Source organism: Streptomyces sp. NPDC005551, from assembly GCF_042871785.1.
GTDB lineage: Bacteria > Actinomycetota > Actinomycetes > Streptomycetales > Streptomycetaceae > Streptomyces.
Genome location: NZ_JBIAJE010000009.1, coordinates 180,533 through 205,482, shown reverse-complemented (window position 1 = coordinate 205,482; position 24,950 = coordinate 180,533). Strand labels below are relative to the sequence as shown.

Genomic DNA, 24,950 nt, shown 5'->3' with positions numbered 1-24,950 from the left:
CATGATCCTCACCGTCACCCCCAACCCCTCCCTCGACCGTACGTACGAGGTTCCGTCCCTCGACCGCGGTGAGGTCATCCGGGCCACCGGCGAGCGGATGGACCCGGGCGGCAAGGGGGTCAACGTGTCGCGCGCGGTCGCCGCGGCCGGGCGGCGCACCGTGGCCGTGCTGCCCCTCGGCGGAGCACCCGGCGCCCTCGTCGCCCACCTGCTCGACGCCCAGGGCATCGACGTCGCGCCCGTCCCGGTGGCCGGCGCGACCCGCTCCAACATCTCGGTCGCCGAACCGGACGGCACCCTCACGAAGATCAACGCACCCGGACCCGAACTCTCGCCCGCCGAGGCCGAGTCGCTCCTGGACACCGTCCGCGAGCAGTACCGCCCCGGCGAGACGGACTGGATCACCTGCTGCGGCAGCCTGCCGCGCGGACTGGGCCCTTCCTGGTACGCCGACCTCGTCGCCCGCGCCCACGCGGCCGGCGCCCGCATCGCGCTGGACACCTCGGGGCCGGCGCTGCTCGCGGCGCTGCGCGAGCGGCCCGACGTCGTGAAACCGAACGCCGCGGAGCTCGCGGAGGCCGTCGGGCGCCCGCTGGCCACCGTCGGCGACGCGGTCAAGGCCGCCGAGGAACTGCGCGAGCTGGGCGCCGGTGCCGTCCTGGCCAGCCTCGGCGCGGACGGGCAACTGCTCGTGGACGCGTCGGGTGCCTGGTTCGCCAGCGCGCACGTCGACGCCGTACGCAGCAACGTGGGCGCCGGTGACTCCTCGCTGGCGGGCTTCCTGATCGCCGGCGGCAGCGGACCCGACGCACTCGCCTCCGCCGTCGCCCACGGCGCCGCCGCCGTGCGGCTGCCCGGCAGCGTCATGCCGGGCCCCGCCGACCTCGACCCCTCCGCCGTGACCGTCACGACGGAGGTCCCCGTGGACCGCGTACTGACGGAGCCGGTGTCATGACGCCCGCTCCCGCAACCGTCCCCTCGGGGCAGGCACTGACGCGGCGGGGCCTCCCCCTCCCCGCCGCAGCCGCCCCCGCCTGCCCCGCCCTCCTCCCCGAGGGCGGCATCCCCGTCCCCACCCCCGCCCTCCGTTCCCCACGGGCGATACGCGTGCGAAGGAGCCCGCGATGAGCGAGATGATCACCGCGGACCTGGTCGACCTCGACCTGTCCGCCGATACCAAAGAGGCGGCGGCCCGCGCCCTCGCCGAGCGCATGGTGACCCTCGGCCGGGTCACCGACCTCGACGGCTTCCTCGCCGACGTGGCGGCCCGCGAGGCGCAGATGCCGACCGGCCTCGACGGCGGCATCGGCATCCCGCACTGCCGGAGCGCGCACGTCACCGAGCCGACGCTGGCCTTCGGGCGCAGCACCGCGGGGATCGACTTCGGCGCCCCGGACGGGCCCGCCGACCTGATCTTCCTGATCGCCGCCCCGGCGGGCGCGGACGACGCCCACCTCGCGATCCTGTCCTCACTGGCCCGCCGGCTGATGAACGAGGAGTTCACGTCCGCGCTGCGCGCCGCGACCGACGCCGGGGCCGCGGCCGCGCTCGTCGGCGGGGCCGAGCCCCCGGCGGCCACTCCCGCCACCCCCGCTCCGGACGACTCCCCGGCGGCGTCGAACGCGGCGGCCACCTCCGCCACTCCCGCCACCCCCGTCCCCCACGACTCCGCGGCGGCGTCGAACGCGGCGGCCTCCGCCGACGCCGCCGCGGGCGGTCCGGCCCCGGTGCCGGGTGCGACCGTCCAGGACGGACCCGCCCCGGCACCGGGCGCCCCCCGCGACGAGGGCCCCGGAAGGACCGAGGCGGCGCGGCCGTTCCGGATCGTCGCCGTCACCTCCTGCCCCACGGGCATCGCGCACACCTACATGGCGGCCGAGTCGCTGGAGAACGCGGGACGCGCGGCGGGCGACGTCGAGATCACCGTCGAGACCCAGGGCTCGGCCGGGTTCACCCGGCTCGACCCGGCGGTCGTCGCGGCGGCGGACGGCGTGATCTTCGCGCACGACGTGCCCGTACGCGACAAGGACCGGTTCGCCGGGAAACCGACCGTCGACGTCGGCGTGAAGGCGGGCATCAACCGGCCCGCCGAGCTGATCTCCGAGGTCCGCGGCAAGGCCGCACGCGGCGAGGTCACCGCGGGCTCCGCCCCCGGTACGCCGGTGGACCGCGCCGGCGATTCCGGCGAGGGCTACGGCACCAGGCTGCGCAAGTGGCTGATGAGCGGCGTGAGTTACATGGTGCCGTTCGTCGCCGCGGGTGGTCTGCTGATCGCCCTCGGATTCGCGATCGGTGGCTACAAGGTCAACAAGGCACCTTCCGTCATGGACCACTTCATGTGGATGCAGGCGGACAGCTGGGGCGCGCTGTTCTTCCAGATCGGCGCCGTGGCCTTCGGCTTCCTCGTCCCGGTGCTGGCCGGCTACATCGCGTACGGCATGGCGGACCGGCCCGGACTCGTCCCCGGCTTCGTCGGCGGCGCGATCTCGCTCACCATCAACGCGGGCTTCCTCGGCGGTCTGGCCGCCGGTCTCATCGCCGGTGGCGTGGTGATCGGCATCCAGCGGGTGCGGATCCCCGCGGCGCTGCGCGGCATCATGCCGGTGGTGGTGATCCCGCTGATCTCCTCGGCGATCGTCGGGTTCCTGATGTTCGTGGTGATCGGCAAGCCCATCGCCTCGGCCCAGAAGGGCATGACCGACTGGCTGAACGGGCTCACCGGCACCAACGCCGTCCTGCTCGGCGCGCTCCTCGGCCTGATGATGTGCTTCGACCTCGGCGGCCCCGTCAACAAGGTCGCCTACACCTTCGCCACCGCCGGTATCGCGGTCGCGAGCCCCGGCGACTCCGCCATGAAGATCATGGCCGCGGTGATGGCGGCCGGCATGGTCCCGCCGCTGGCGATGGCACTCGCGACGACCGTGCGCGGCAAGCTGTTCACGCCGACCGAGCGGGAGAACGGCAAGGCGGCCTGGGTGCTCGGTGCCTCCTTCATCTCCGAGGGCGCCATCCCCTTCGCCGCGGCGGACCCGCTGCGCGTCATCCCGGCCTCGATGGCGGGAGGCGCGGTCACCGGTGCCCTGTCGATGGCCTTCGGCGCCACGCTGCGCGCCCCGCACGGCGGCATCTTCGTCGTCCCGCTGATCGGCAACCCGTTCCTCTACCTCGTCGCCATCGCCGCGGGCGTGTGCGTCACCACCGCCGTCGTGGTCGTCCTCAAGGGCCTGCGCCGGCAGACGCCCGAGGGCGGGGGAGCGGAGGCGACCGGCACCGCCGCCCCGGCCGGGGCCGGCACCAAGGAGCCGGTCGCGGCCTGAGCCGCCGAACCTGGGGCGAACCGGGGCCGCGTACATGCCCCTTTAGGGCGGCTGTGAGCCGTTCACCGCATCTGCGAGATGCGTCACGGTCCGGGACCAACGTCCCGGACCGTGGTGTCTACTGGAACGCATGCCTGAGCATGTGTCGATCCTTCAGCTGACCGGCGCGAGCGTCCTCGCCCTGGCGACCGTCATCCGGGTCGTCGGCCTCGTGCGCCTGCTGCGCCGGAGCCGTCCCGGGGCGGCGGTGCGGCAACCGGGCAGCACACTCGGTGCGGTGCCCTGCCAGCGGCAGTCCGGCCCGGGCACGGACTCCGTGGAACTGACCCCGCAGGAGCGCGCCGCGTTCGCCTGCCTGGCACGGCAGTTCAGCGACACCCGGTCTTGAGGCTGCCCGTCTCGTCGGGGTGGGCCGGTGTGGTCGGCGTCAGCCGAGACGGGCCGCGCGGCGCTCCATCGCCTCGCGGGCCGCGGCCTCCGTCGCGTACACCTCGCACATGTGCCGCCGGTCCGGCGTCGCCGTGTGCTCGACCTCCCAGAGGGAGATCTCGCGCCCGTCGCGCAACAGGAACGCGTGCTCGTAGAGCGAGAAGCACAGCCCAGGCGTCCGGCCCGCGCGGCCGGGGCGCCCGAAGGCCTGGATGATCTGGTGCGCGCAGGCCTCGCGCAGCAGCAGCCCGGTCAGGTCGGCGTCCGGCCCGTCCGCGTTCTCCGCGCGCCGCAGGAGCCGGCGCGCGTGATCCGCCGAGTCGTCGGGGACGTACGTGTGGCCCGGATCGAGAACCGGTGACAGCTGCACCAGCACGGGCAGTTCGAAGTCCGGCGCGTCCGCCGGCAGCGGTAACCGGGACGTCGCCGCCCGCAGCTCCTCCTCGTCCGCGTACACCTCGTGCTGGGCCTCGCTGCCCGGGGTGGGGTTGTGGACCAGCTCCCACAGGGTGACCGCCGACCCGTCGGCGAGCAGCCACGTGTGCCGGTACGTCTCCCGGTGCAGCCCCGCGCTGTGATGCGCGGAGTGCAGTGAGCTGTCGTGCGCCAGGGCGCAGTCGAGCTGCCGTATCACCTCGTCCGGCAACTCGAAGGAGTTGAGAGCACGGCCGAGCAGTCGCGCGAGATGCTCCTCCGGAGACTCGGGCGACTCGGCTGGCTCGTACGCTGCTGCCTCGTACGGAACGCTCAAGGCTTCTCCCGGCGTTGCTGCATGTCACCTTGTGGGTGCATACCGTAGCCCCTCGGTCGGACATCATGTCCGCGAACCGAGAAAACCTACGGACAGAAAACGCGCGGGCCGCGCGGGGTGTTCCCGCGCGGCCCTCACCAGGGTCAAAACCCCCTCGTCAGACGGCACTTCCGGCGGTCCACTCGCTCCACGCCATGTTCCAGCCGTTGAGTCCGTTGTCCGGCGCGACCTCCTTGTCGGGCGAGTTCACGACCTTCACGACGTCCCCCACGAGCGAGTTGTCGAAGAACCACTTGGCGACCGTGTCGCCCTGCGCCCCCCGCTCGTCCGCGAGACCGACGCAACCGTGACTCGTGCCCTGCCGGCCGAAGGGCGGATTGCCGCGGTTGTACCAGTAGTTTCCGTGGATGAACGTCCCCGACGTCGTCAGCCGCATCGCGTTCGGCACGTCCGAGATGTCGTACTCCCCGCCGTGACCGACCGTCGCCCCGTTCATCCGCGTCTGCCGGAACTTCTCGGAGATCACCATCTGGCCGTTGTACGTGGTGGTTTGCGGGCTGCCCGACGAGATCGGAATCGTCTTGAGGGTCTTGCCGTCGCGCACCACCGTCATCCTCTGCGTCGCGACGTCCACCGTGGAGACCTGTGAGCGGCCAACCGTGAAGGTGACGGTCTTGTCCTGCACGCCGTAGACGCCGTTCGCGCCCTCCACGCCGTCCAGGTCGATCTTCATGGTGACCTTGGAGCCGGCCTTCCAGTACTCCTCAGGCCGGAAGTCCAGCCGCTGCGCCCCGAACCAGTGCCCCACGACCCGCTGCCCGCTGGAGGACCGCACCGTGATGTGCGACTGCACGGCCTTCCTGTCGCTGATCGCCTTGTCGAAGGTGAAGGAGACCGGCATGCCGGCCCCGACCGTGGCACCGCCGTCGGGCGTGTACGTGCCGATGAAGCTGTTGTCCGTGGAGACGGTGGTGAAGATGGAATTGGCCGCCGCCGTACGGCCGTTGCCGTCCTTCGCCTTCGCGGAGATCCGGTACTTCGTCCCGCGCTCCAGCTGTTCCTTCGGCTTCCACGCCTTGCCGCTGCCGGAGAGCGAGCCGGGGACCGCGGTCCCGGTCCCGGCCACCGTCATCTTCACGTCGGTCAGCCTGCCGTCGCTGACCTTGACCCCGGTCGCGTTGATCGACGCGCTCGTCGAACCGTCCTTGGCCGAGATGACGATCTTCGCCGTGGACGATTTCGCCGAACTCCCGCCGTTCTTGCCGTCCTTGTTGTCCGCGTTGGCGTTTCCACCGCAGGCGGTGAGGGTGAGGGCGCCGACCATCAGGGCGGCACAGGCCCCCGCTGCGCGCCGCGTCGATATGTCGGGCGTTGTCACGGGCTGCTCCAGGTTCGTGGGATGTGGGTGGTCCGCTCCGTTGCGTGGAGAAAGAGCGCCGCACGCCGCGATGGGTTCCCGCCGACCGCGCTCGGGGCCATCACGTGACAGAACCAAGACAATGAGCGCCTCTTTGGTGAACCGGAGCGCCCCTCCCCACGTTGCGGTCAGTGGACGCGCGTGCGTCCCTGCGATGCCGCCGTGCGCTGTGGCCCCCGGCGGCACCACACCACCGTGGAAGGAACAACTCACCAGTGAAGCGCTTCATCACACGCCTCGCGGTAGTCGCGGCGGCCGGAGCCCTGGCCGTTGTGCTGCCTGCTTCGTCGGCGTCCGCCATCAACCGCGTCAGTTGCACGGAATCGGGCTACCTGACGTTCCACAACGCGGGCGGCTCCCTCTGCTTCGCCAACGCGGGCGTGGAAAGCGTGGCGATCTACGGCGTTGACCAGATCTGGACCGGTAACAACAAGCTCACGCTGGAGTACGTGCCGAGGCTGGGCGCGCCGGCGACCAGCGCGACCCTTGAGAAGTGGAGCTACTGGAAGGCCACCGGCGAGCCCATCCACAAGATCACGAAGATCAGGGTCTGGTAGCACCCGCCGCCGCGAACGAGGTGACGGCGGGTCCTCTTCAGCGAGGGCGCAGGCACGCAGTTCCCCAACCCACCGTGTCGCGGAGGTAGGGGCGCGGCCGGACGCAGCCGCAGTTGCCCACACGGCTGTATGACGTCACCCGCCAGCCGCCTCCCGCCTCCCGCCAGCCGCCAGCCGCCTTCGCTACCGGTCCCCGTAGAGTTCCCCGTACGACGGCCACGCCCCGCCCGGCCCGTCCACCGGCCCTGCCGCACGCACCGCACGGACGATCGCCCGCGTGACCACGTCCGCCCCCGCCGCCAGCACCTCGTTCAGCGCGAGGGGCTGTCCGGCGGCGAGCGGCCTCTCTCCCGTGGCCAGCGCGAAGACCGTGTCCCCGTCGTTGAGCAGATGCACCGGCCGGACGGCGCGCGCGATGCCGTCATGCGCGGTGCCCGCCAGCTTCTGGGCCTGCGCGCGCGTCAGTCCGGCGTCGGTGGCCACGACGGCCAGGGTCGTGTTCAGCGGGGGAGGGGCGTTCCTCGCGGCGGCCTCGGCCAGGCGCAGCGAGGCCGCCGCGTGCACCTCGGCCGGCGGGTACGCCGCACGTCCGGTCAGCAACTCCCCGTACAGCGCCCCCGTCTCCGGCTCCACGGCTGAACCTGCCGCGTTGGCCACGACCAGCGCGGCCACCGTGATGCCCGAGGGGAGCACGGTGCTCGCCGTGCCGACGCCGCCCTTGACCGGACCGACCGTCGTCCCCGTCCCGGCGCCCACGCAGCCCTCCCGCACCGGGGCCCCCGGCCCGCTCGCCGCGGCGGCCTCCACCGCGGCCCGCCCGGTGGCCGCGTCCGGCCGCGCCCCGAAGTCACCACCGCGGCCCAGGTCGAAGACGCAGGCGGCGGGCACGACCGGCACCACGTGCGCCGGGTCGGGACCGACACGCACCCCGCGCCCCTGTTCCTCCAGCCAGGCCATCACGCCCGACGCGGAGTCCAGTCCGTACGCGCTGCCGCCGGTCAGCACGATCGCCTCGACCTTCTGCACCACGTTGCGCGGGTCCAGGGCGTCGGTCTCCTTGGTGCCGGGTCCGCCGCCGCGCACGTCCACGGCCGCGACCGCACCTCCCGGCGGAGCGAGTACCACCGTCGTGCCGGTGAGTCTTCCGTCGCCGGTGAGAGTCGCGTGGCCCACCCGCAGACCCGCGACATCCGTCAGAGCGTCAAGTGTCATGCCCCCAGTTTTCCTTCAGTGCCCTTCAGTGCCCTTCGGCGCACCTCGGTGCCCTCCGGCATTCCTCAGGTGCCCTCCGGCATTCCTCAGGTGCCTCCCGGTGTTCCTTCAGCGCCCTTCGACGTACCTTCCGTGCCGTCAGCCGTTCCTTCGGAGTCCCTCGACGTGTCTGCTGCCCGCTGCTCCGCTTCGGCCGTGGCCCTTTCCCGGCCGGCCGTCCGGACCATCAGCGCCACCCCGACCGCCACCGTCAGCGCCGTCACGATGCCCGCCGCGAGCACCGCCCAGTGGCCGAGGAACGTGCACATGATGACGAGCAGCGCGGAGACGGGCAGGACGAGCTGCTGGGCGATGCCCACCTTGAAGTGGCGGGCGTGCAGGGCCCACACCGTCAGGAGGAACAGCGCCGTGGGCAGCGTCACCGCCGCGGACGCGGACAGCGTCGAGATGTGCGCCTCGCCGACCGCTTGCTCGACGGCGACCTCCAGACCCGCGCCGATCGCGGCGGCGGACGCGAAGATGAGGTAGTGGCCGTATCCCCACACGAACGCCTGGGCGCTGGTCCGCAGATGGCCGTGGATCGGCACCACGAAGTAGACCCACCACGCGGCGAACACCACCAGCAGTCCGCCCACCGCGATCGGCAGCAGCTCACCCAGGGCCTCGTGCTCGTCGACGGCCGACTTGACGGCGACGGTGGCCGCGGCGATCGTCTCGCCGAGCACGATGATGGTGAACAGGCCGTACCGCTCGGAGATGTGGCGCGGATGCCAGGACGTGCTGACTTCCCTCTCCGCGTAGAGCGGGACGCACAGTTCGGCGATGGCCATCACCAGGAACACCCAGGGCCGGGCCGGCTCCGGCAGGACCAGCAGCCCCAGCCAGCCGACCTGGCACAGCAGCACACCGCCCGCGTACCGCAGCGCCATGGTTCTCTCGGGGCCCCGGGCCGAGCGCGCAGCGCGCAGCCATTGCGTGGTCATCGCGACCCGCATGATCGCGTAACCGAGCCAGACGAGCAGGAAGTCGTGGTCGTCGAACGCCTTGGACACCCCGGCCGCGAGCACCAGGACACCGGCAATCTGGACCAGCGTGACGACCCGGTAGAGCACGTCGTCGTTGTCGTAAGCCGAGGCGAACCAGGAGAAGTTCATCCAGGCCCACCAGATCGCGAAGAAGATCATCGCGTAGTTCAGGAGGCCTTCGCCCGCGTGCCCCTCGGCCACCGCGTGGACCAGCTGGATGCCTGCCTGGGCGATGGCCACCACGAAGCACAGGTCGAAGAAGAGTTCCAGGGGCGACGCGACCCGGTGCGACTCGTCGCGGCCCCGGGCGGTCATTCTGCGCAGCGGCCGGTGGGCTGCTGGTCGTGCCGCCCGGCCGGATGCGGGAGTGGTGCTGGTGTTCATGGGGCCAAGCACAGCAGAAACGCGCCGAGAATTCTTGTGAAAGCGTTCACGAGCGCTCGGTCCGCCGTCGTCCCGAGCCGCGCGACCCAGGGACCGGCGTGCCCGGGGCACGTACTCTGGAGGCATGAGTAACCGCCCCGCACCCGAGCCGCGCGACCCCAAGGCCGCGCTGGTCTTCGACGATCCCCTGGACCGGCAGTCCTCGGACGACACGGACCGCGGGTGGGGCGAACGCCCCAGTGGCGGCGGCGACAGCGCGGCGGACCTGAAACGCTTCCTCGACGAGAAGCCCCCGCACCACATCTGAGCCGCCGCCCCGAGTCCCGCGTGTCCCACGCCTGCCTGCGGTCCCGGGCCTGGTCCTGGTACCGGTCCCGGGTTTGGTCCTGTTGCTGCTGCCTCCGGTTCCGCCTCCGCCTCTGCCCCTGCCCCTGCCTCTGCTCCTGCCCCCGGTCCTAGGCCCGGTCGGGGCCCGGGCCGCGCTGTGCCACCAGCGCGTCGCGGATCTCCTTGAGCACCTCCAGCTCGGTCACTTCCATGACCTCGTGCGTGTCCTCCCTCGCCTTCCGGCGGGCCTCCTGCCGGGCCAGGTACTTGGACATGGGCAGGACCATCAGGAAGTACACGACGGCTCCGGTGATCACGAAGCTGAGCGTCGCGCTGAGCACCGTGCCCCACAGGATGGGGATGCCGCTCGTGACAGTGCCGTCCTCGGCCGTCGCGCAGGGCGACTTCAGGCACGAGTGGTACCTGTCGAGGTCCTTCGTACCGAAGGCGCCCACCAGTGGGTTGATGACTCCCTTCACCACCGGATTGACGACGTTGGTGAAGGCGGCGCCGATGACGACCGCGACGGCCAGGTCGATGACGTTCCCCCGCATCAGAAAGGCCTTGAAGCCCTCCAGAACGCCGGGCTTCTTCTTCTCGCTCACCGAGCGGCCCCTCTGCACATGGTGTGGAACAAACAGCTCCGCAACCTACGTCAGGGTGCGCCGGGCCTGCCCACTGCGGTAGCTCGATCGTGGGACCTGGCGCGGTGGAGCAGGTCGGAACCCCTGCTCCGGGGAGCGCCTTCCCGCCGGTCAGCACAGCGTCACCGCCAGCCGGTCGGTCGTGCCGGCACCCGCCAGCCGGGTGGCCGTGGCTCGCGGGACCGACAGGACGACCAGTGCCCCGGCCTCGGTGGCCTCGGCGTCCGGCACCTCGGTGACGCGCGCCCCGGCCGCCACGACCCGCGCCCGGCCGCCGCTGTCCGCCGCGACCACGTCGACCCGGTCGCCCGGACGCAGCAGCCGCACCGTGGCCCCGTCGGCGATCCGCACCGGGGCCGTGACCCGCGCGGTCACGGGCCGCACGCGTAACGGAGCGGACGCCGGCGCGGGTGGGGAGGCCGCCATCGGATGCCCCCGGGGGCGCTCGGCGTCATGGGGGCCGGTCGTCACGAGAGCGACCGCCGTGACCGCGAGGCCCGCGGCCACGGCCCGCTTCCGGTGCCGAAACAGACGCCGTACCCGCGGGCGGACGCCGCCGACACGCACGGGGGCGAAGAGCGGCACCTCGCACGGGGGAGGCGTGTCCGTGCCCGACGGGCGGGAGAGAGGGGAGAGCTGGGCCATGGGTGCCACCACCTGCCACGAGGGATCGGTTTGCGATCCCCACGATGACGCCTCCCGGCGAAGCCCGCCGGAGCCCGTGGACTACCGACGGGTTGTGGACAACTCCCTCACCCGAACGACCAGTTCCACGGGCGCCCCCTCACCCGAACGACCAGTTCCGCAGGCATCCCCGCAAAATGCAGGCGTCCCCGCAAACGATCAGTTCCGCAGGCATCGCCCCTCGCAGAGGAGAACCCACAGCGCGGCCGAGCAGGCGCGGGAGTGGCCCGCCCCGCCCCCGCTCAGGGCAGCTCGAACCCCGGATCCATCCCGCCCAGTGCCGTCGTGCACAGGCAGTCCCGCGTCTCGTTCGCCGGCAGTGCCGCGACCGCGTCGAAGAGCACACCGCGCAGCCGGTCCACGTTCGCCGCGAAGACCTTCAGGACGTCCTCGTGCGAGACGCCCTCCCCTGTCTCGGCACCCGCGTCCAGGTCCGTGACCAGGGTCAAGGACGTGTAGCAGAGCTCCAGTTCACGGGCGAGCGCGGCTTCGGGGTGGCCGGTCATGCCCACCACCGACCAGCCCTGCGCCCGGTGCCAGAGGGACTCGGCCCGGGTCGAGAACCGCGGCCCCTCGACGACCACGAGCGTGCCCCCGTCCACCGCCTCCCAGTCCCGCCCGCGTGCGGCGGTCAGCGCGGCCTCTCGTCCGACGGGGCAGTACGGGTCGGCCAGCGACACGTGCACGACGTTCGGCACGTCGCCCCCGGGCAGCGGCAGCCCGTCGAAGTACGTCTGCGCCCGGGTCTTCGTGCGGTCGGCCAGCTGATCGGGCACGAGCAGGGTCCCCGGCCCGTACTCGGGGCGCAGCCCGCCGACCGCACAGGGACCGAGCACCTGGCGCACCCCGACGGAGCGCAGGGCCCAGAGGTTGGCGCGGTAGTTGATGCGGTGCGGCGGCAGATGGTGGCCGCGCCCGTGACGCGGGAGGAACGCGACCCGCCGGCCGGCCACCTCGCCGAGGAAGAGCGAGTCGCTGGGCGGCCCGTACGGAGTGTCGACCTGTATCTCGGTCACGTCGTCGAGGAACGAGTAGAGACCCGAGCCGCCGATGACGCCGATCTCGGCCGTGCGGGGCGGCCGTTTCCGTGCCGGGCGCCGCACCGCCACCGGGTTCTGTGCGTTCGCCGTGTTCGCCGTGTTCGCCATGACGGCACCCTAACCGGGTCCGGACAGGCCGAAGACCCTGCCGTCGACGACGACAGGGTCCTGCGGGAAAGGCCTCAGGCCGCGGTGCTGCCGGCCGACGAGGAACCGCTCGACGAGGAGCTCGACGCGGAGCCGGACGACGAGGAACTCGACGACGACTTCGAGTCCGACGAGGACGTCGACTTCGCGTCGGACGACGAGCTCGACGTCTTCGCAGGCGCCGGGCTGCTGCTCGACGAGGAACCGCGGCTGTCATTGCGGTAGAACCCGGAGCCCTTGAAGACGATACCGACCGCGGAGAACACCTTCTTCAGGCGTCCATCGCAGTTGGGGCAGACGGTCAGGGCATCGTCGGTGAACTTCTGCACCGCCTCGAGGCCCTCGCCGCACTCGGTGCACTGGTACTGGTAGGTCGGCACTTGTCTTCCTCCTGGCACTCTCACTCAATGAGTGCTAACGACGGTCCATAGTGACGCATTCCTCGGGTTCAGTCCACCGTCACCGGCGTGCGGTGACCGACGCCACGTGCGACCGTGCGGCTGCGGGGCCGCTGGGACAGGCGTGAACGCAGTGCCAGCAGGGTCACCAGAGCCAGTACGGTTCCGGCCATCGGCACCAGGAAACCGGCGCCGTCCCAGAGGCGGTCCTCCAGTTGCCCGGCGACCGTGACGGCCGCGGCCTGGCCGAGCGCGACGGCGCCGGTGAGCCAGGTGAACGCCTCGGTGCGGGCACCCGCCGGCACCAGTCCCTCGACCAGCGTGTAGCCGGTGATCAGGGCGGGCGCGATGCACATGCCGACCAGCAGGCCGAGTCCGGCGAGGACGACCACCGACTGGGCGGCCCACAGGCCGGAGGCGGTCAGCGCGAGGGCCGCGTAGCCGAGGAGCAGACGCCGTTGCGGGGTGATCTTCCAGACGACGGCGCCGCACACGACACCGGAGAGCATGTTGCCCGCGGCGAAGACCCCGTACAGGACGCCGTTCAGGCCGGGCTCGCCGATCGACTCGCTGAACGCGGCGAGCGAGACCTGCATGCCGCCGAAGACGGAGCCGATGCCGAGGAAGGCCACGATCAGGACGCGCACTCCGGGGATGCCCAGCGCGGAGACGTGCTGCACGCGCGGGTGCCCCTCGCCGTGGGCGGCGACGGCGGGCTGGGTGCTCTTCTGAGCCGCGAACAGCAGTCCGCCGATCAGGGTGAGGGCGGCCTCGGTCAGCAGGCCCGCAGCGGGGTTCACGGCGGTGCACAGGGCGGTCGCGAGCAGCGGTCCGAGGACGAAGGTCAGCTCGTCCGTGACGGACTCGAAGGCCGCCGCGGTCGTCATCAGGGGGGAGTCCTGGAGCTTCACGCCCCAGCGGGCCCGCACCATGGGGCCGACCTGGGGCACCGAGGCGCCGGTCGGCACGGCCGCCACGAACAGCGCCCACAGGGGTGCGTCAGTCAGGGCGAGCGCCGTGAGGGACAGGCCCGACAGTGTGTGCAGGAGGACGCCGGGCAGCAGCACGGCGCGCTGGCCGTAGCGGTCGGCGAGGCGGCCGCTGTAGGGCGCGAACAGCGCCATGGAGACGCCGGTGGCCGCCGCGACGGCGCCCGCCGCCCCGTACGAGCCGGTGGTGTGCTGGACGAGCAGCACGATGGAGAGGGTGAGCATCGCGAACGGCTGGCGCGCGGCGAAGCCGGGGAGCAGGAACGTCCAGGCGCCGCGGGTGCGCAGCAGCTGTCCGTATCCGGGGCGGGAGGTGACCGTGGATGCCACGGCCCGTGCCTTTCTGCCGCCTGGTAGCGCGGCCCCCCTGGTGGGCGACGGCGCCGAGAGCTGTCCTCTTGCGCGGAACTGCGGTAGATACCGGCGTCCCCGGCTGAAGGACGTCACGGCCGCCATACGGTCGCGCCAGCTCTGCGTCAGGCAGAGTTGGTTCGATCAAGGTGTGCCTTCATCGTACAGGGGTGCAGGCCTGTGGCGCCTGTGAAAACGAGCACCGTCCTGGCACCGGCCTGCGAATGCGAGACGTCCTCTTTGTGGCGGACTGCCCGTTCCCGCCGTACGGGAAGGGGTGTCCTCAGTGCCCCCCGCGGTGTTCCGTTCCCTCGGCGGCCGTGCCCAGCCACCCCGCCAGCTTGCCGCCCTGCGCCACCGCGCGCAGCCGCCGCTCGGCCGCGTCGCGGACCGGGTCCGTGGCCACCACGAGCAGTTCGTCGCCGTACCGCAGGGTGGTCGTGGGCAGGGGCACGAAGGAGGTGCCCTCGCGCACCACGAGGGTGACCGCGGCGCCCGGCGGCAGCCTCAGCTCGTTGATCTCCACGCCGTGCATCCGGGACCGCGGGGGGATCGCCACGGACAGCAGATGCCCGCGCAGCCGCTCCAAAGGGGCCGACTCGATCCCGAGGTCGGCGGCCTCGGTGGAGGCGCCCAGGCGCAGCTTCCGGGCGAGCCACGGCAGCGTGGGGCCCTGGATGAGGGTGTAGACGACGACCAGGACGAAGACGATGTTGAAGATGCGGCGGCTCTCCTCGATGCCGCTCACCATCGGGATCGTCGCCAGGATGATCGGCACGGCGCCGCGCAGCCCGGCCCAGGCGATCAGCGTCTGCTCCTGCCACGGCATGCGGAACGGCAGCAGGCTGGCGAAGACGCTGAGCGGGCGGGCCACCGCGGTGAGCACCAGGCCTATGACGAGCGCCGGCCAGATGTCGTCGCCCATCTCGTGCGGGGTGACCAGCAGGCCGAGCAGCACGAACATGCCGATCTGGGCGATCCAGCCGAGCCCTTCGGCGAAGCCGCGTGTGGCGGGCCAGTGCGGCAGCTTGGCGTTGCCGAGCAGCATGGACGCGAGATACACGGCGAGGAAGCCGCTGCCGTGGGCGAGCGCGCCGGCCGCGTACGCCGTGACCGCGATCGCCATGACGGCGATCGGGTACAGGCCGGAGGCCGGCAGGGCCACGTGCCGCAGGCCCCAGGCGCCCAGCCAGCCGACCGCGAGACCGACGGCGGCGCCGATGGTCAGTTCGAGGGCTATCTCGCCGAGGAGCGCGTACCAGTGCTCCACCGGGCCGGCCGTGGAGAAGGCGACGACCAGGATGACCACCGGGGCGTCGTTGAACCCGGACTCCGCCTCCAGGACGCCCGTCACGCGCGCGGGGAGGGGAATTTTGCGCAGGACCGAGAAGACCGCCGCCGCGTCCGTCGAGGACACCACCGCCCCGACGATGAGCGCCTGCCGCCACTCCAGGTCGATCAGGTAGTGGGCGGCCGCGGCCGTGACTCCCACGCTGACCGCGACGCCGCCCAGGGCCAGTGAGGAGGCGGCCGGGAGAACCGGTCCGACCTCCTTCCACTTCGTGCCGAGGCCGCCCTCGGCCAGGATCACGACGAGCGCCGCGTATCCGATGACCTGGGTCAGTTCGGCGTTGTTGAAGTGGATGCCGCCGATGCCGTCCTGGCCCATGGCGACGCCGATGCCGAGGTAGACGAGCAGGCTGGGGAGCCCGCTGCGCGACGAGATGCGAACCGCTGCCACCGCGATGAGCAGAACGAGCGAGCAGACGAGCAGGAGCTGGTTGAGGTGGTGGACAGTCAGCGGCCGTTCCCTTCTTTGGCCCGCGCGCTCGGGCGCGGGCTCACGTACTACGGACCCAAGTACTTCATTACCTTACCTAATTCTTGACTTTCTCTTGACACTTCTACGGGCAAGATCGAACCCCTGTGCTCTCGGGTTCCCGACTCCGCGTCAAGGCGCGGCGGGCCCTGCGCCTATGGTTGCTCCTGCGCTCAGTCAAAAGCACAGCCCGCCCTGCCGCTCGCGTTAGGACAGCAAGGACAGCGATGCCCCCCAACACCACCGCCTCTTCCGGCCAAAAGCCCGGCAAGTCCGGCAGGAAGAAGGGGCGCAGAGCCCGTCTGATGCTCATCGTTCTGGTTCTGGCCCTCGTCGGAGGCGTCGCCTACGGCGCGTACTGGAGCATCAGCACCGTCCGGGCCTCCTTCCCGCAGACCAAGGGATCGATCCACCTCGACGGACTGTCGGGCCCCGTGGACGTCAAGCGGGACGGCTACGGCATCCCGCAGGTCTACGCCTCCTCGGACGAGGACCTGTTCATGGCGCAGGGGTACGTCCAGGCGCAGGACCGGTTCTACGAGATGGACGTGCGCCGTCACATGACCTCGGGGCGCCTGTCCGAGATGTTCGGCAAGGGCCAGGTCGAGAACGACGAGTTCCTGCGCACCCTCGGCTGGGACCGGGTGGCGAAGAAGGAGTACGACACCAAGCTGTCAGCCGGCACGAAGAAGTACCTCCGTGCCTACGCCAAGGGGGTCAACGCCTACCTGAAGGGCAAGGACGGCGCGGACCTCTCCCTGGAGTACGCGGCCCTGGGATTCGAGAACGACTACAAGCCGCAGGAGTGGACGCCGGTCGACTCGGTGGCCTGGCTCAAGGCGATGGCCTGGGACCTGCGCGGCAACATGCAGGACGAGATCGACCGCTCCCTGATGACCAGCCGGCTCGGTCCCAAGCAGATCGCCGACCTGTACCCGGACTACCCGTACAGCCGGAACAAGGCGATCGTCCAGGAGGGCCAGTACGACGCGATCACCAAGACGTACGGCCAGGGCGGGGCTAGCGCCGGCACCGGCACCGGCACGGCGGGTTCCGCTGCGGGCTCCGGGCTGGCCGGGGACACCACGGCGCCCGGCGGCCTGCAGAGCCAGCTGTCGGGGCTCTACGACGTGCTGGAGGACGTCCCCACGGCCGTCGGTGTGAACGGCAACGGCATCGGCTCCAACTCGTGGGTCGTCGCCGGGGACCACACCATCACCGGCAAGCCCCTGCTCGCCAACGACCCGCACCTGTCGGCCTCGCTGCCGTCGGTCTGGTACCAGATGGGCCTGCACTGCCGCAGCGTCGGAGAGAAGTGCCAGTACGACGTCTCCGGCTACACGTTCGCGGGGATGCCCGGCGTCGTCATCGGCCACAACCGGGACATCGCCTGGGGCATGACCAACTCCGGTGTGGACGTCACCGACCTCTACCTGGAGAAGCTCACCGGGGACGGCTACCAGTACGACGGCAAGGTGGTGCCCTTCGCGACCCGCAAGGAGCGGATCGCGGTGGCGGGCGGGCCGGACAAGACGATCGTCGTCCGGTCGACCAACAACGGCCCCCTGCTGTCCGACCGCAACGACGAACTCGTCAAGGTCGGCAGGAAGGCCACCGTCGACAGCGCGGCGCCCGACCGCGGTGACGGCTACGGCGTCTCGCTGCGCTGGACCGCGCTGCAGCCGGGCAACTCCATGGACGCCGTCTTCGAGATGGACAAGGCCGCCGACTGGAGCAGCTTCCGCAAGGCGTCGCAGTCCTTCGACGTGCCCTCGCAGAACCTGGTCTACGCCGACACCGAGGGCAACATCGGCTACCAGCTGCCCGGCAAGATCCCGACGCGCGGTGCGGGCGACGGCTCGCTGCCCGCGCCGGGCTGGGAGGCCAAGTACCGCTGGACGGGCTTCATCGAGCAGTCCGAACTGCCCTTCGAGTACAACCCGAAGCGCGGCTACATCGTGACGGCGAACCAGGCCGTCGTCGACGAGGACAAGTACCCCTACACGCTCACCACGGACTGGGGCTACGGCTCGCGCAGCCAGCGCATCACCGACCTGATCGAGTCGAAGATCAAGGGCGGCGGCAAGATCTCGACCGACGACATGCGCCAGATGCAGCTGGACAACAGCAGCGAGATCGCCAAGCTGCTGGTGCCCAGGCTGCTCAAGATCGACGTCGCGGACAAGGACGTGCGCGAGGCCCAGAAGCTCCTGGAGGGCTGGGACTACACCCAGGACGCCGACTCGGCGGCCGCCGCCTACTTCAACGCGACCTGGCGCAACATCCTCAAGCTCGCCTTCGGCAACAAGCTGCCCAAGGAACTGCGGGTCAAGGGCCAGTGCCTGTACGTCGACCGGGTCGACACGACCGGTCCCGCCGACGGGGACCAGACGGTGCGCGAGTGCGGCCAGCGCGACGCGGACCAGGCGCAGCCGGACGGCGGCGACCGCTGGTTCGAGGTGATCCGCAAGATCATCGACGACGAGGACAACGACTGGTGGTCGGCGCCCAGGACGCGCCTGGACAAGGGGACCGACACCCGGGACGAACTGTTCGCGCGGGCCCTTCAGGACGCCCGCTGGGAGCTGACCGCCAAGCTCGGCAAGGACATCGACACCTGGAGCTGGGGCCGGCTGCACCGCCTGTTCCTGAAGAACCAGACCCTCGGCACCGAAGGCCCCCGCGTCGTGCAGTACGTGCTCAACCGGGGCCCGTGGAAGCTCAGCGGCGGCGAGGCGACGGTGAACGCCACGGGCTGGAACGCGGCCGGCGGCTACGGAGTCGTCTGGGTCCCGTCGATGCGGATGGTGGTGAACCTCGGGGACCTCGACAAGTCCAAGTGGATCAACCTGTCCGGTGCCTCGGGGCACGCCTACAGCGCCCACTACACCGACCAGACGGGCAAGTGGGTCAAGGGCGAGCTGCTGCCCTGGTCCTTCTCGGACAAGGCGGTCCGCAGGAGCACGAGCGACACGCTGCTGCTCAAGCCCTGACACCGCCGCAGATCACGGAACGGCCCTCCACGCACGCGTGGGGGGCCGTTCCGTCTCCCCGGGCGGGGACGACCCGTGGCGGGCGTCAGCGGAAGCGCCGCACCGCCGAGGGGGTCACCACCGCGTGCACCGGCCGGTCGTGGGGCTCCTCGGGCACCCGCTCGACGACCTCCGTGTCGTACAGGAGCACCACCAGCGCCGGATCGGCCCCCGCACGCTCCAGGCGGGCCAGCACGCGGTCGTACGAGCCGCCGCCGCGCCCCAGGCGCATCCCGCGCCCGTCGACCGCCAGGCCGGGCAGCAGGACGGCTTCCGCCTCGCGGACGGCGTCCGGGCCGAGCCGCTCGCCCGCCGGTTCCAGCAGGGCCATCCGTCCGCCGTGCCGGACGCGGACGAGCGTGTCCTCTCCGGTGTACTCCCCCCAGTCGAGGTCGTTGTCGGGCAGCAGGACCGGCAGGAGCACGCGCGCCCCCCGCGCGCGGAGCGCGTCGAGGAGTGCGGGAGTGCCCGGCTCACTCCCCACGGAGACGTACGCCGCCACCGTGCCGGCGTGCGCCAGCTCCGGCAGTTCCAGTGCCCGGGCCGCGAGAGCCGCGGCTGTCTCCCGCACGTCATCCGCCGTCAACCCCCTTCTCACCGAGAGGAGCTCTTGCCGCAACTTCCGTTTGGCAGGCTCGGCTTCGCGTCCCAGGTGGCTCACAGGTGGCTCCCGTACCCTTCGTAATGTGCTCATATGAGAACGAATTAACCGGAGCCACAGATAGCGCACATAGCCACCGGATATGGTTGCGGGCATGACTGAGTCGCACCGCAGGATCACCAAGGCTGTCATCCCCGCAGCAGGCCTCGGCACCCGGTTCCTGCCGGCCACCAAGGCCACTCCCAAGGAGATGCTGCCGGTCGTCGACAAGCCCGCGATCCAGTACGTGGTCGAGGAGGCCGTGTCGGCGGGGCTGGACGACGTCCTCATGATCACGGGCCGCAACAAGCGCCCCCTCGAGGACCACTTCGACCGCAACTACGAACTGGAGTCGGCCCTCCAGAAGAAGGGCGACGCCGGACGGCTCGCCAAGGTCCAGGAGTCCAGCGACCTGGCGACGATGCACTACGTGCGCCAGGGCGACCCCAAGGGACTCGGCCACGCCGTCCTGTGCGCGGCGCCGCACGTCGGCCACGAGCCCTTCGCCGTCCTGCTCGGCGACGACCTGATCGACCCGCGCGACCCGCTCCTCGCGCGCATGGTCGAGGTCCAGGAGCAGCACGGCGGCAGCGTCATCGCGCTCATGGAGGTCGCGCCCGAGCAGATCCACCTCTACGGCTGCGCCGCCGTCGAGCCTACCGGCGAGAGCGACCTGGTCGAGGTGACCGGCCTGGTCGAGAAGCCCGACCGCGCGGAGGCCCCCAGCAATTACGCGGTCATCGGCCGCTACGTCCTCGACCCGCACATCTTCGGCATACTGCGCAAGACCGAGCCGGGCCGCGGCGGCGAGATCCAGCTCACCGACGCCCTCCAGCAGCTGGCCACGGACGAGAAGGTCGGCGGCCCGGTGCACGGCGTGGTCTTCAAGGGCCGCCGCTATGACACCGGGGACCGCGGCGACTATCTGCGTGCCATTGTCAGACTCGCATGCGAACGTGAGGATCTGGGACCGGACTTCCGGGCCTGGCTCCGCAGTTATGTAGCCGAGGAGATGTGACGACGTGAGCAGCGCCGCGACCCGTGCCACCGGCCAGGACCACCTCTGGTCGGTGACGGAGCACCTGGAGGACATCCTCGCGACCGTCCGCCCGCTGGAGCCCATCGAGCTGCAACTGCTCGACGCCCAGGGCTGCGTCCTGGTCGAGGACGTCACGGTGCCCGTCTCGCTGCCGCCCTTCGACAACAGCTCGATGGACGGGTACGCGGTCCGGGTCGCCGATGTCGCGGGCGCGAGCGAGGAGTTCCCGGCCGCGCTGACGGTCGTCGGTGACGTGGCCGCAGGACAGGCCCGGCAGCTGTACGTGGGTCCCGGTGAGGCCGCCCGCATCATGACCGGCGCCCCGCTGCCGCCCGGTGCCGAGACGGTCGTCCCGGTGGAGTGGACCGACGGCGGTCTCGGCGAGGGCGCCGTCTCCGGGATGCGCGCCCACAGTTCGGCACCCGAGGGCGCGGGCGGCCAGGTGCACGTCCACCGCCCGGCCCCGGCCCGCGCGCACGTGCGCGCCCAGGGCAGTGACGTACGGGCGGGCGACCGGGCCCTGGAGGCGGGCACGATCCTGGGCCCGCCGCAGATCGCCCTGCTCGCCGCGATCGGCCGGGGCACGGTGCGGGTGCGCCCGCGTCCCCGCGTGGTCGTCCTGTCCACCGGAAGCGAACTGGTCCAGCCCGGCGAGGAACTGGGCAGCGGTCAGATCTACGACTCCAACAGCTTCGCCCTGTGCGCCGCGGCCCGGGACGCCGGGGCGATCGCCTACCGCGTGGGCGCGGTCGCCGACGACGCCGAGACGCTCCGCACCACGATCGAGGACCAGCTCATCCGGGCGGACCTGGTGGTCACGACGGGCGGCGTCAGCGTCGGCGCGTACGACGTCGTCAAGGAAGCCCTGTCCTCGGTCGGCGACGAGGACGAGGAGGGGGGCGGGATCGACTTCCGCAAGCTCGCCATGCAGCCGGGCAAACCGCAGGGCTTCGGTTCCATCGGCCCCGAGCACACCCCGCTGCTCGCGCTGCCGGGCAACCCCGTGTCGTCGTACGTCTCCTTCGAGGTGTTCGCCCGCCCCGCGATCCGCACCCTGATGGGCCTGAAGGACATCCACCGCCCGACCGCCAGGGCCGTCCTCGACACGGACAAGGCACTCACCTCCCCGGAGGGCCGCCGCCAGTTCCTGCGCGGGGCGTACGCGGACGGGAAGGTGAAGCCCGTCGGCGGTGCCGGATCCCACCTGGTCGCCGCCCTCGCGCACGCGGACGCGCTGATCGTCGTCCCCGAGGACACCACCTCGGTCGAGCCCGGCGCCGACGTCGAGGTCGTCCTGCTGGGCTGAGCGCCGGACCGGCGGGGTCCTGCGCACGCGCGCGGCGGGGCCGGGGAGGGCCCCGCGCGCACGGGCGGCCCCGCCCGGGAGGGTCCGCTTCCGCCCGGCACCCCGGGTTGGCGGTACCGTGTCGCGCACAACAGGCCACGCGCCGCACCGCGAAGGGCCCTGACCGGGAGCGCCACAGCAGATGAGTACGCAGGACCGACTGACGCACATCGACGAGGCGGGCGCCGCCCGCATGGTCGACGTATCCGGGAAGGACGTGACCGCGCGCACCGCCCGCGCCAGCGGCCGCGTCCTGGTCTCGCCCCGGGTGGTCGAGCTGCTGCGCGGCGAGGGGGTCCCCAAGGGCGACGCCCTCGCGACCGCGCGCATCGCCGGCATCATGGGCGCCAAACGCACCCCGGACCTGATCCCGCTCTGCCACCCGCTGGCGGTGTCGGGGGTCGAGCTCGACCTGTCCGTCGCGGACGACGCCGTGGAGATCCTCGCCACGGTGCGGACCACGGACCGTACGGGTGTCGAGATGGAAGCGCTGACCGCGGTCAGCGTGGCGGCGCTCACCGTGGTCGACATGGTCAAGGCGGTCGACAAGGGAGCGGTCATCACGGACGTGCGCGTCGAGGTGAAGACGGGCGGCAAGTCGGGCGACTGGAGCCGGGCATGACCCCTCAGCCGTACCGCGCGCTCGTCGTCACCGCCTCCAACCGGGCCGCCGCCGGGGTCTACGAGGACCGGGGCGGCCCGCTGATCGCCGAGGCGCTCGCCTCGTCCGGTTTCCGGGTGGACGGTCCGCGGGTCGTCCCGGACGGGGACCCCGTCGAGGCCGCCCTGCGCAGCGCCGTCGAGGCCGGGTACGACCTCGTCGTCACCACCGGCGGCACGGGCATCTCGCCCACCGACCGGACCCCCGAGGCCACCCGGCGCGTCCTCGACCGCGAGATCCCGGGCATTCCGGAGGCCATCAGAGCGTTCGGAAGACAGAAGGTGCCGACGGCGGCGCTGTCCCGGGGGCTCGCGGGAGTCGCGGGACGGACGCTGATCGTCAACCTGCCGGGCTCCACCGGCGGGGTCCGGGACGGCCTGGCCGTACTGGAGCCCCTTCTGGCCCACGCCGTCGACCAGATCCGCGGCGGCGACCACCCGGGACCCAGCGGCAGTGGGGGTGTGAGCTGAACAGCCCATCCTGGCCCGTCGAGCTGCGGGACGGCGATGTCGTCCTGCGGCCGATAAAGCTGCGCGACCAGCGGGCCTGGCGCGAGGTCAACCGGCGCAACCGCGACTGGCTGCGGCCCTGGGAGGCGACCATCCCGCCCCCCACGCCGAGCGGTCCGACGGCGCTCCGTCCGACGTACCGGCAGATGGTCCGGCACCTGCGGGCCGAGGCCAACGCGGGCCGGATGCTGCCCTTCGTGATCGAGTACCAGGGACGCCTCGTCGGGCAGCTGACGGTCGCCGGGATCACCTGGGGCTCCATGTGTTCCGGGCACGTGGGGTACTGGGTGGACGAGGCGGTCGCGGGACGCGGGGTGATGCCGACAGCCGTCGCTCTGGCGTCCGACCACTGCTTCCGAACGGTCGGACTGCACCGCATCGAAGTCTGTATTCGCCCGGAGAACGGGCCGAGCCGCAGGGTCGTGGAGAAACTCGGATTCCGTGCGGAAGGCCTCCGGCCGCGTTATCTCCACATCGACGGGGCCTGGCGCGACCACCTCGTCTTCGCCCTCACCGCCGAGGAGGCGTCCGAGGGGCTGCTCGCCCGCTGGCAGCGCAGACGTGCGCACCAGCCACGTCAGAACACCCCGGGGGACCAGTCCTCGCACACGCCGCGGAACACGACGTGACGCGGTGAAAGCGGACCTGGCCGGTTCACCGCCGGGCGCCCACGGAAAATGAAATAGGTGTTCGAAATTGATCGGCGGGCGATCACCTGAGAGCGGTAATTCGGCGCTGTCGGCGGGCTGCTGATCGGATCGGTCACAAAAAAAGCTCGAAATATCAGCCGGATCGTGCGACACACCGGCGCAATTGGCAGATGGCCTCACGCAAACCCCTCTACCGTGTGAGGCGTGAGCAGCAGCGGCCTCATCTACGCAGTCATTGTCGGGGCCTGGGCCGCCTACTTGGTGCCGATGTGGCTCCGTAGGCAGGACGAGCTGAACGAGGCCCGTCCGACGGAACGCTTCAGCACCGCCATCCGGCTGCTGTCCGGACGGGCGGCGATGGAGCGCCGGTACGCCAGGGACCTGCAGGCGCGCTCCGCCGACGAGGAGGAGCCCAGCGCCGGACCGGACGGTGTCACCGAATCGGTGGACGTCCGGGCCTTCGCCGTGCCGCCGACCGAGCCGCAGGCTCCGGCGCAGCCGCGGTCCCGGGCCCAGGAGCAGCAGCGTCCCCAGGCACAGGCCCAGGTCCCGGCGGAGTCCCCGGACCGGCACGAGACGGCGGCGTCGTCCGCCGACGGATCCCCGGGCCGCGCGGCCGACAGACCCGCGTCCCGCCCCGCCGACAGACCCGTGCCCCGGCAGTCCGCCAGGTCCGGTCACTCCGGCCGGCCCGCCCACGCCTCCTCCGGCGAGTCCGCTCCGGCGGAGCAGTCCGGGACGGCCGCGCGGCGCGCCGCATCTGCGGAGGCCGCAGCGCGTGCCCGGCGCACGAAGGTGCTCGCGCGCCGGCGGCGTACGACCGTCGTGCTCTTCCTCGCGTTCACCCTCGGGACGATCGTCGCGGCGGTCGGCGGGCTGGCCTTCCTGTGGGCGCCCGGAGTGCCCGCGGTGCTGCTGAGCGGATACATCGCCTACCTGCGGGCGCAGGAGCGGCGGCGGTTCACGTACACGATGGACCGGCAGCTGGCCGAGGCGGCGGCGCGGCGGCTGCGCGAGCGGCAGCCCCGGGGGCGGGCTCCCGTGGATCCCGGCGCCGACGAGCCGGACGACTCACCCGAACCGGAGGCCGACCCCGGCTTGTCCGCCCTCGCGGCCGACCGCCGCGCCCTGGTGGAGCAGACCGACCACGCGGAGTGGGTCGACCAGCAGCGCGAGCGGCAGCGGCGGCCCGGACACGGTGACAGCTGGGATCCGGTGCCGGTCCCGCTCCCGACGTACGTCACGGCGCCGGTCGCCCCGCGGGCCACGCCCAGTGTCGACCTCGGCGCTCCGGACGCGTGGAGCTCGGCGCGGTCCAGCGCCGCGGAGCCGAGCGCGCCGGAGGCGGAGCCCGCCGCCGAGGAGCGGCCCGACGCGGCCGACGACGACGGCCGCTGCGACGCCCGCCGGGCCGCGTCCGCCCGCCGTGCCCGCGAGCGGGGGCGCACCCCGCTCTTCGACCAGTACGAGCACGGCGACCGGCCGCGGGCGGCCAACGAGTGACGAGCGCCGGCCGTCGGGGGCCCTGGTGACCAGCCAGGAACGGATTTCCAAGCACCCGGACGGGGATGCTAGAGTTTCAC

Annotated in this window: 23 protein-coding genes; 12 read left to right on the top strand and 11 right to left on the bottom strand. The window is 71.9% G+C overall.

The window, feature by feature from the left end; translation table 11 throughout:
* Window position 1: 1 nt before the first annotated feature.
* From pfkB to ACFYP4_RS26075, 3 genes are all read left to right on the top strand, one after another.
* Entirely contained in the window at window positions 2-955 is a 954-nt protein-coding gene (pfkB, locus tag ACFYP4_RS26085; RefSeq protein ID WP_358850019.1) for a 1-phosphofructokinase, read from the top strand.
* Between the two features lie 169 nt (window positions 956-1,124).
* Entirely contained in the window at window positions 1,125-3,317 is a 2,193-nt protein-coding gene (locus ACFYP4_RS26080; RefSeq protein WP_358850020.1) for a fructose-specific PTS transporter subunit EIIC, read from the top strand.
* A gap of 130 nt (window positions 3,318-3,447) precedes the next feature.
* Window positions 3,448-3,705 carry a hypothetical protein gene (locus ACFYP4_RS26075; RefSeq protein WP_358850021.1) on the top strand — a complete coding sequence of 86 codons (258 nt, stop codon included), beginning with the start codon at window positions 3,448-3,450 and terminating at the stop codon, window positions 3,703-3,705.
* 39 nt (window positions 3,706-3,744) lie between these two features.
* Here ACFYP4_RS26075 and ACFYP4_RS26070 read toward each other — a convergent pair whose 3' ends face one another.
* Window positions 3,745-4,497 carry a DUF6227 family protein gene (locus ACFYP4_RS26070; RefSeq protein WP_358850022.1) on the bottom strand — a complete coding sequence of 251 codons (753 nt, stop codon included), beginning with the start codon at window positions 4,495-4,497 and terminating at the stop codon, window positions 3,745-3,747.
* A 157-nt stretch (window positions 4,498-4,654) separates the two neighbouring features.
* Window positions 4,655-5,875 carry an Ig-like domain-containing protein gene (locus tag ACFYP4_RS26065; protein WP_358850023.1) on the bottom strand — a complete coding sequence of 407 codons (1,221 nt, stop codon included), beginning with the start codon at window positions 5,873-5,875 and terminating at the stop codon, window positions 4,655-4,657.
* A 254-nt stretch (window positions 5,876-6,129) separates the two neighbouring features.
* Between ACFYP4_RS26065 and ACFYP4_RS26060 the strand changes: the two genes are divergently transcribed.
* Window positions 6,130-6,471 (top strand): beta/gamma crystallin domain-containing protein, encoded by a 342-nt coding sequence (locus tag ACFYP4_RS26060; RefSeq protein WP_358850024.1) that lies wholly within the window; start codon window positions 6,130-6,132, stop codon window positions 6,469-6,471.
* 183 nt (window positions 6,472-6,654) lie between these two features.
* Here ACFYP4_RS26060 and ACFYP4_RS26055 read toward each other — a convergent pair whose 3' ends face one another.
* Window positions 6,655-7,683 carry a P1 family peptidase gene (locus tag ACFYP4_RS26055; RefSeq protein WP_358850025.1) on the bottom strand — a complete coding sequence of 343 codons (1,029 nt, stop codon included), beginning with the start codon at window positions 7,681-7,683 and terminating at the stop codon, window positions 6,655-6,657.
* 86 nt (window positions 7,684-7,769) lie between these two features.
* Window positions 7,770-9,092, bottom strand: a complete 1,323-nt coding sequence (locus ACFYP4_RS26050) for a low temperature requirement protein A (protein ID WP_388788468.1) — start codon at window positions 9,090-9,092, stop codon at window positions 7,770-7,772.
* Window positions 9,093-9,216: 124 nt separating this feature from the next.
* Between ACFYP4_RS26050 and ACFYP4_RS26045 the strand changes: the two genes are divergently transcribed.
* Window positions 9,217-9,399, top strand: coding sequence for a hypothetical protein (locus ACFYP4_RS26045; protein WP_358850027.1), 183 nt, complete (start codon window positions 9,217-9,219; stop codon window positions 9,397-9,399).
* 148 nt (window positions 9,400-9,547) lie between these two features.
* Here the strand turns inward: ACFYP4_RS26045 and ACFYP4_RS26040 are convergent, their stop codons facing one another.
* The 6 genes from ACFYP4_RS26040 to ACFYP4_RS26015 all read right to left on the bottom strand — a co-directional run bounded on the left by ACFYP4_RS26040 (window position 9,548) and on the right by ACFYP4_RS26015 (window position 15,473).
* Complete coding sequence (locus tag ACFYP4_RS26040) at window positions 9,548-10,024, bottom strand: MscL family protein (RefSeq protein WP_388788464.1); 477 nt, start codon at window positions 10,022-10,024, stop codon at window positions 9,548-9,550.
* A gap of 150 nt (window positions 10,025-10,174) precedes the next feature.
* Window positions 10,175-10,438 (bottom strand): hypothetical protein, encoded by a 264-nt coding sequence (locus ACFYP4_RS26035; RefSeq protein ID WP_388788461.1) that lies wholly within the window; start codon window positions 10,436-10,438, stop codon window positions 10,175-10,177.
* 551 nt (window positions 10,439-10,989) lie between these two features.
* Window positions 10,990-11,895 carry an S-methyl-5'-thioadenosine phosphorylase gene (locus ACFYP4_RS26030; RefSeq protein ID WP_358850030.1) on the bottom strand — a complete coding sequence of 302 codons (906 nt, stop codon included), beginning with the start codon at window positions 11,893-11,895 and terminating at the stop codon, window positions 10,990-10,992.
* Window positions 11,896-11,969: 74 nt separating this feature from the next.
* A complete protein-coding gene (locus tag ACFYP4_RS26025; protein WP_358850031.1) occupies window positions 11,970-12,314 on the bottom strand; it encodes an FmdB family zinc ribbon protein in 345 nt (114 codons plus the stop codon).
* A gap of 68 nt (window positions 12,315-12,382) precedes the next feature.
* Window positions 12,383-13,651, bottom strand: coding sequence for an MFS transporter (locus tag ACFYP4_RS26020; protein WP_358850032.1), 1,269 nt, complete (start codon window positions 13,649-13,651; stop codon window positions 12,383-12,385).
* 304 nt (window positions 13,652-13,955) lie between these two features.
* Window positions 13,956-15,473 carry a potassium/proton antiporter gene (locus ACFYP4_RS26015; protein WP_358850124.1) on the bottom strand — a complete coding sequence of 506 codons (1,518 nt, stop codon included), beginning with the start codon at window positions 15,471-15,473 and terminating at the stop codon, window positions 13,956-13,958.
* A gap of 245 nt (window positions 15,474-15,718) precedes the next feature.
* On the opposite strand from ACFYP4_RS26015, the gene ACFYP4_RS26010 reads away from it, so the two are divergent.
* Window positions 15,719-18,484, top strand: coding sequence for a penicillin acylase family protein (locus ACFYP4_RS26010; RefSeq protein ID WP_358850033.1), 2,766 nt, complete (start codon window positions 15,719-15,721; stop codon window positions 18,482-18,484).
* Between the two features lie 85 nt (window positions 18,485-18,569).
* Here ACFYP4_RS26010 and ACFYP4_RS26005 read toward each other — a convergent pair whose 3' ends face one another.
* On the bottom strand, window positions 18,570-19,184 hold the full coding sequence (locus tag ACFYP4_RS26005) for a 5-formyltetrahydrofolate cyclo-ligase (protein WP_358850034.1): 615 nt from the start codon (window positions 19,182-19,184) through the stop codon (window positions 18,570-18,572).
* A 94-nt stretch (window positions 19,185-19,278) separates the two neighbouring features.
* On the opposite strand from ACFYP4_RS26005, the gene galU reads away from it, so the two are divergent.
* The 6 genes from galU (at window position 19,279) to glpR (ending at window position 24,870) form a co-directional block, all read left to right on the top strand.
* Window positions 19,279-20,181 (top strand): UTP--glucose-1-phosphate uridylyltransferase GalU, encoded by a 903-nt coding sequence (gene galU / locus ACFYP4_RS26000; protein ID WP_358850035.1) that lies wholly within the window; start codon window positions 19,279-19,281, stop codon window positions 20,179-20,181.
* A 4-nt stretch (window positions 20,182-20,185) separates the two neighbouring features.
* Complete coding sequence (gene glp / locus ACFYP4_RS25995) at window positions 20,186-21,508, top strand: gephyrin-like molybdotransferase Glp (RefSeq protein WP_358850036.1); 1,323 nt, start codon at window positions 20,186-20,188, stop codon at window positions 21,506-21,508.
* 181 nt (window positions 21,509-21,689) lie between these two features.
* On the top strand, window positions 21,690-22,169 hold the full coding sequence (gene moaC, locus ACFYP4_RS25990) for a cyclic pyranopterin monophosphate synthase MoaC (RefSeq protein ID WP_358850037.1): 480 nt from the start codon (window positions 21,690-21,692) through the stop codon (window positions 22,167-22,169).
* A complete protein-coding gene (locus tag ACFYP4_RS25985) occupies window positions 22,166-22,678 on the top strand; it encodes a MogA/MoaB family molybdenum cofactor biosynthesis protein (protein WP_358850038.1) in 513 nt (170 codons plus the stop codon). The genes moaC and ACFYP4_RS25985 overlap by 4 nt, the downstream gene beginning before the upstream one ends.
* Window positions 22,675-23,346 carry a GNAT family protein gene (locus ACFYP4_RS25980; RefSeq protein WP_358850125.1) on the top strand — a complete coding sequence of 224 codons (672 nt, stop codon included), beginning with the start codon at window positions 22,675-22,677 and terminating at the stop codon, window positions 23,344-23,346. The genes ACFYP4_RS25985 and ACFYP4_RS25980 overlap by 4 nt, the downstream gene beginning before the upstream one ends.
* A 225-nt stretch (window positions 23,347-23,571) precedes the next feature.
* Entirely contained in the window at window positions 23,572-24,870 is a 1,299-nt protein-coding gene (gene glpR, locus ACFYP4_RS25975; protein WP_388788453.1) for a gephyrin-like molybdotransferase receptor GlpR, read from the top strand.
* The last annotated feature ends 80 nt before the right edge of the window (window positions 24,871-24,950 follow it).

Coding starts and splice junctions, on each gene's coding strand:
- pfkB (WP_358850019.1), top strand. CDS start 2: ATGATCCTCACCGTCACCCCCAACCCCTCCCTCGACCGTACGTACGAG.
- ACFYP4_RS26080 (WP_358850020.1), top strand. CDS start 1,125: ATGAGCGAGATGATCACCGCGGACCTGGTCGACCTCGACCTGTCCGCC.
- ACFYP4_RS26075 (WP_358850021.1), top strand. CDS start 3,448: ATGCCTGAGCATGTGTCGATCCTTCAGCTGACCGGCGCGAGCGTCCTC.
- ACFYP4_RS26055 (WP_358850025.1), bottom strand. CDS start 7,683: ATGACACTTGACGCTCTGACGGATGTCGCGGGTCTGCGGGTGGGCCAC.
- ACFYP4_RS26050 (WP_388788468.1), bottom strand. CDS start 9,092: ATGAACACCAGCACCACTCCCGCATCCGGCCGGGCGGCACGACCAGCA.
- ACFYP4_RS26045 (WP_358850027.1), top strand. CDS start 9,217: ATGAGTAACCGCCCCGCACCCGAGCCGCGCGACCCCAAGGCCGCGCTG.
- ACFYP4_RS26030 (WP_358850030.1), bottom strand. CDS start 11,895: ATGGCGAACACGGCGAACACGGCGAACGCACAGAACCCGGTGGCGGTG.
- ACFYP4_RS26010 (WP_358850033.1), top strand. CDS start 15,719: ATGCCCCCCAACACCACCGCCTCTTCCGGCCAAAAGCCCGGCAAGTCC.
- galU (WP_358850035.1), top strand. CDS start 19,279: ATGACTGAGTCGCACCGCAGGATCACCAAGGCTGTCATCCCCGCAGCA.
- moaC (WP_358850037.1), top strand. CDS start 21,690: ATGAGTACGCAGGACCGACTGACGCACATCGACGAGGCGGGCGCCGCC.
- ACFYP4_RS25985 (WP_358850038.1), top strand. CDS start 22,166: ATGACCCCTCAGCCGTACCGCGCGCTCGTCGTCACCGCCTCCAACCGG.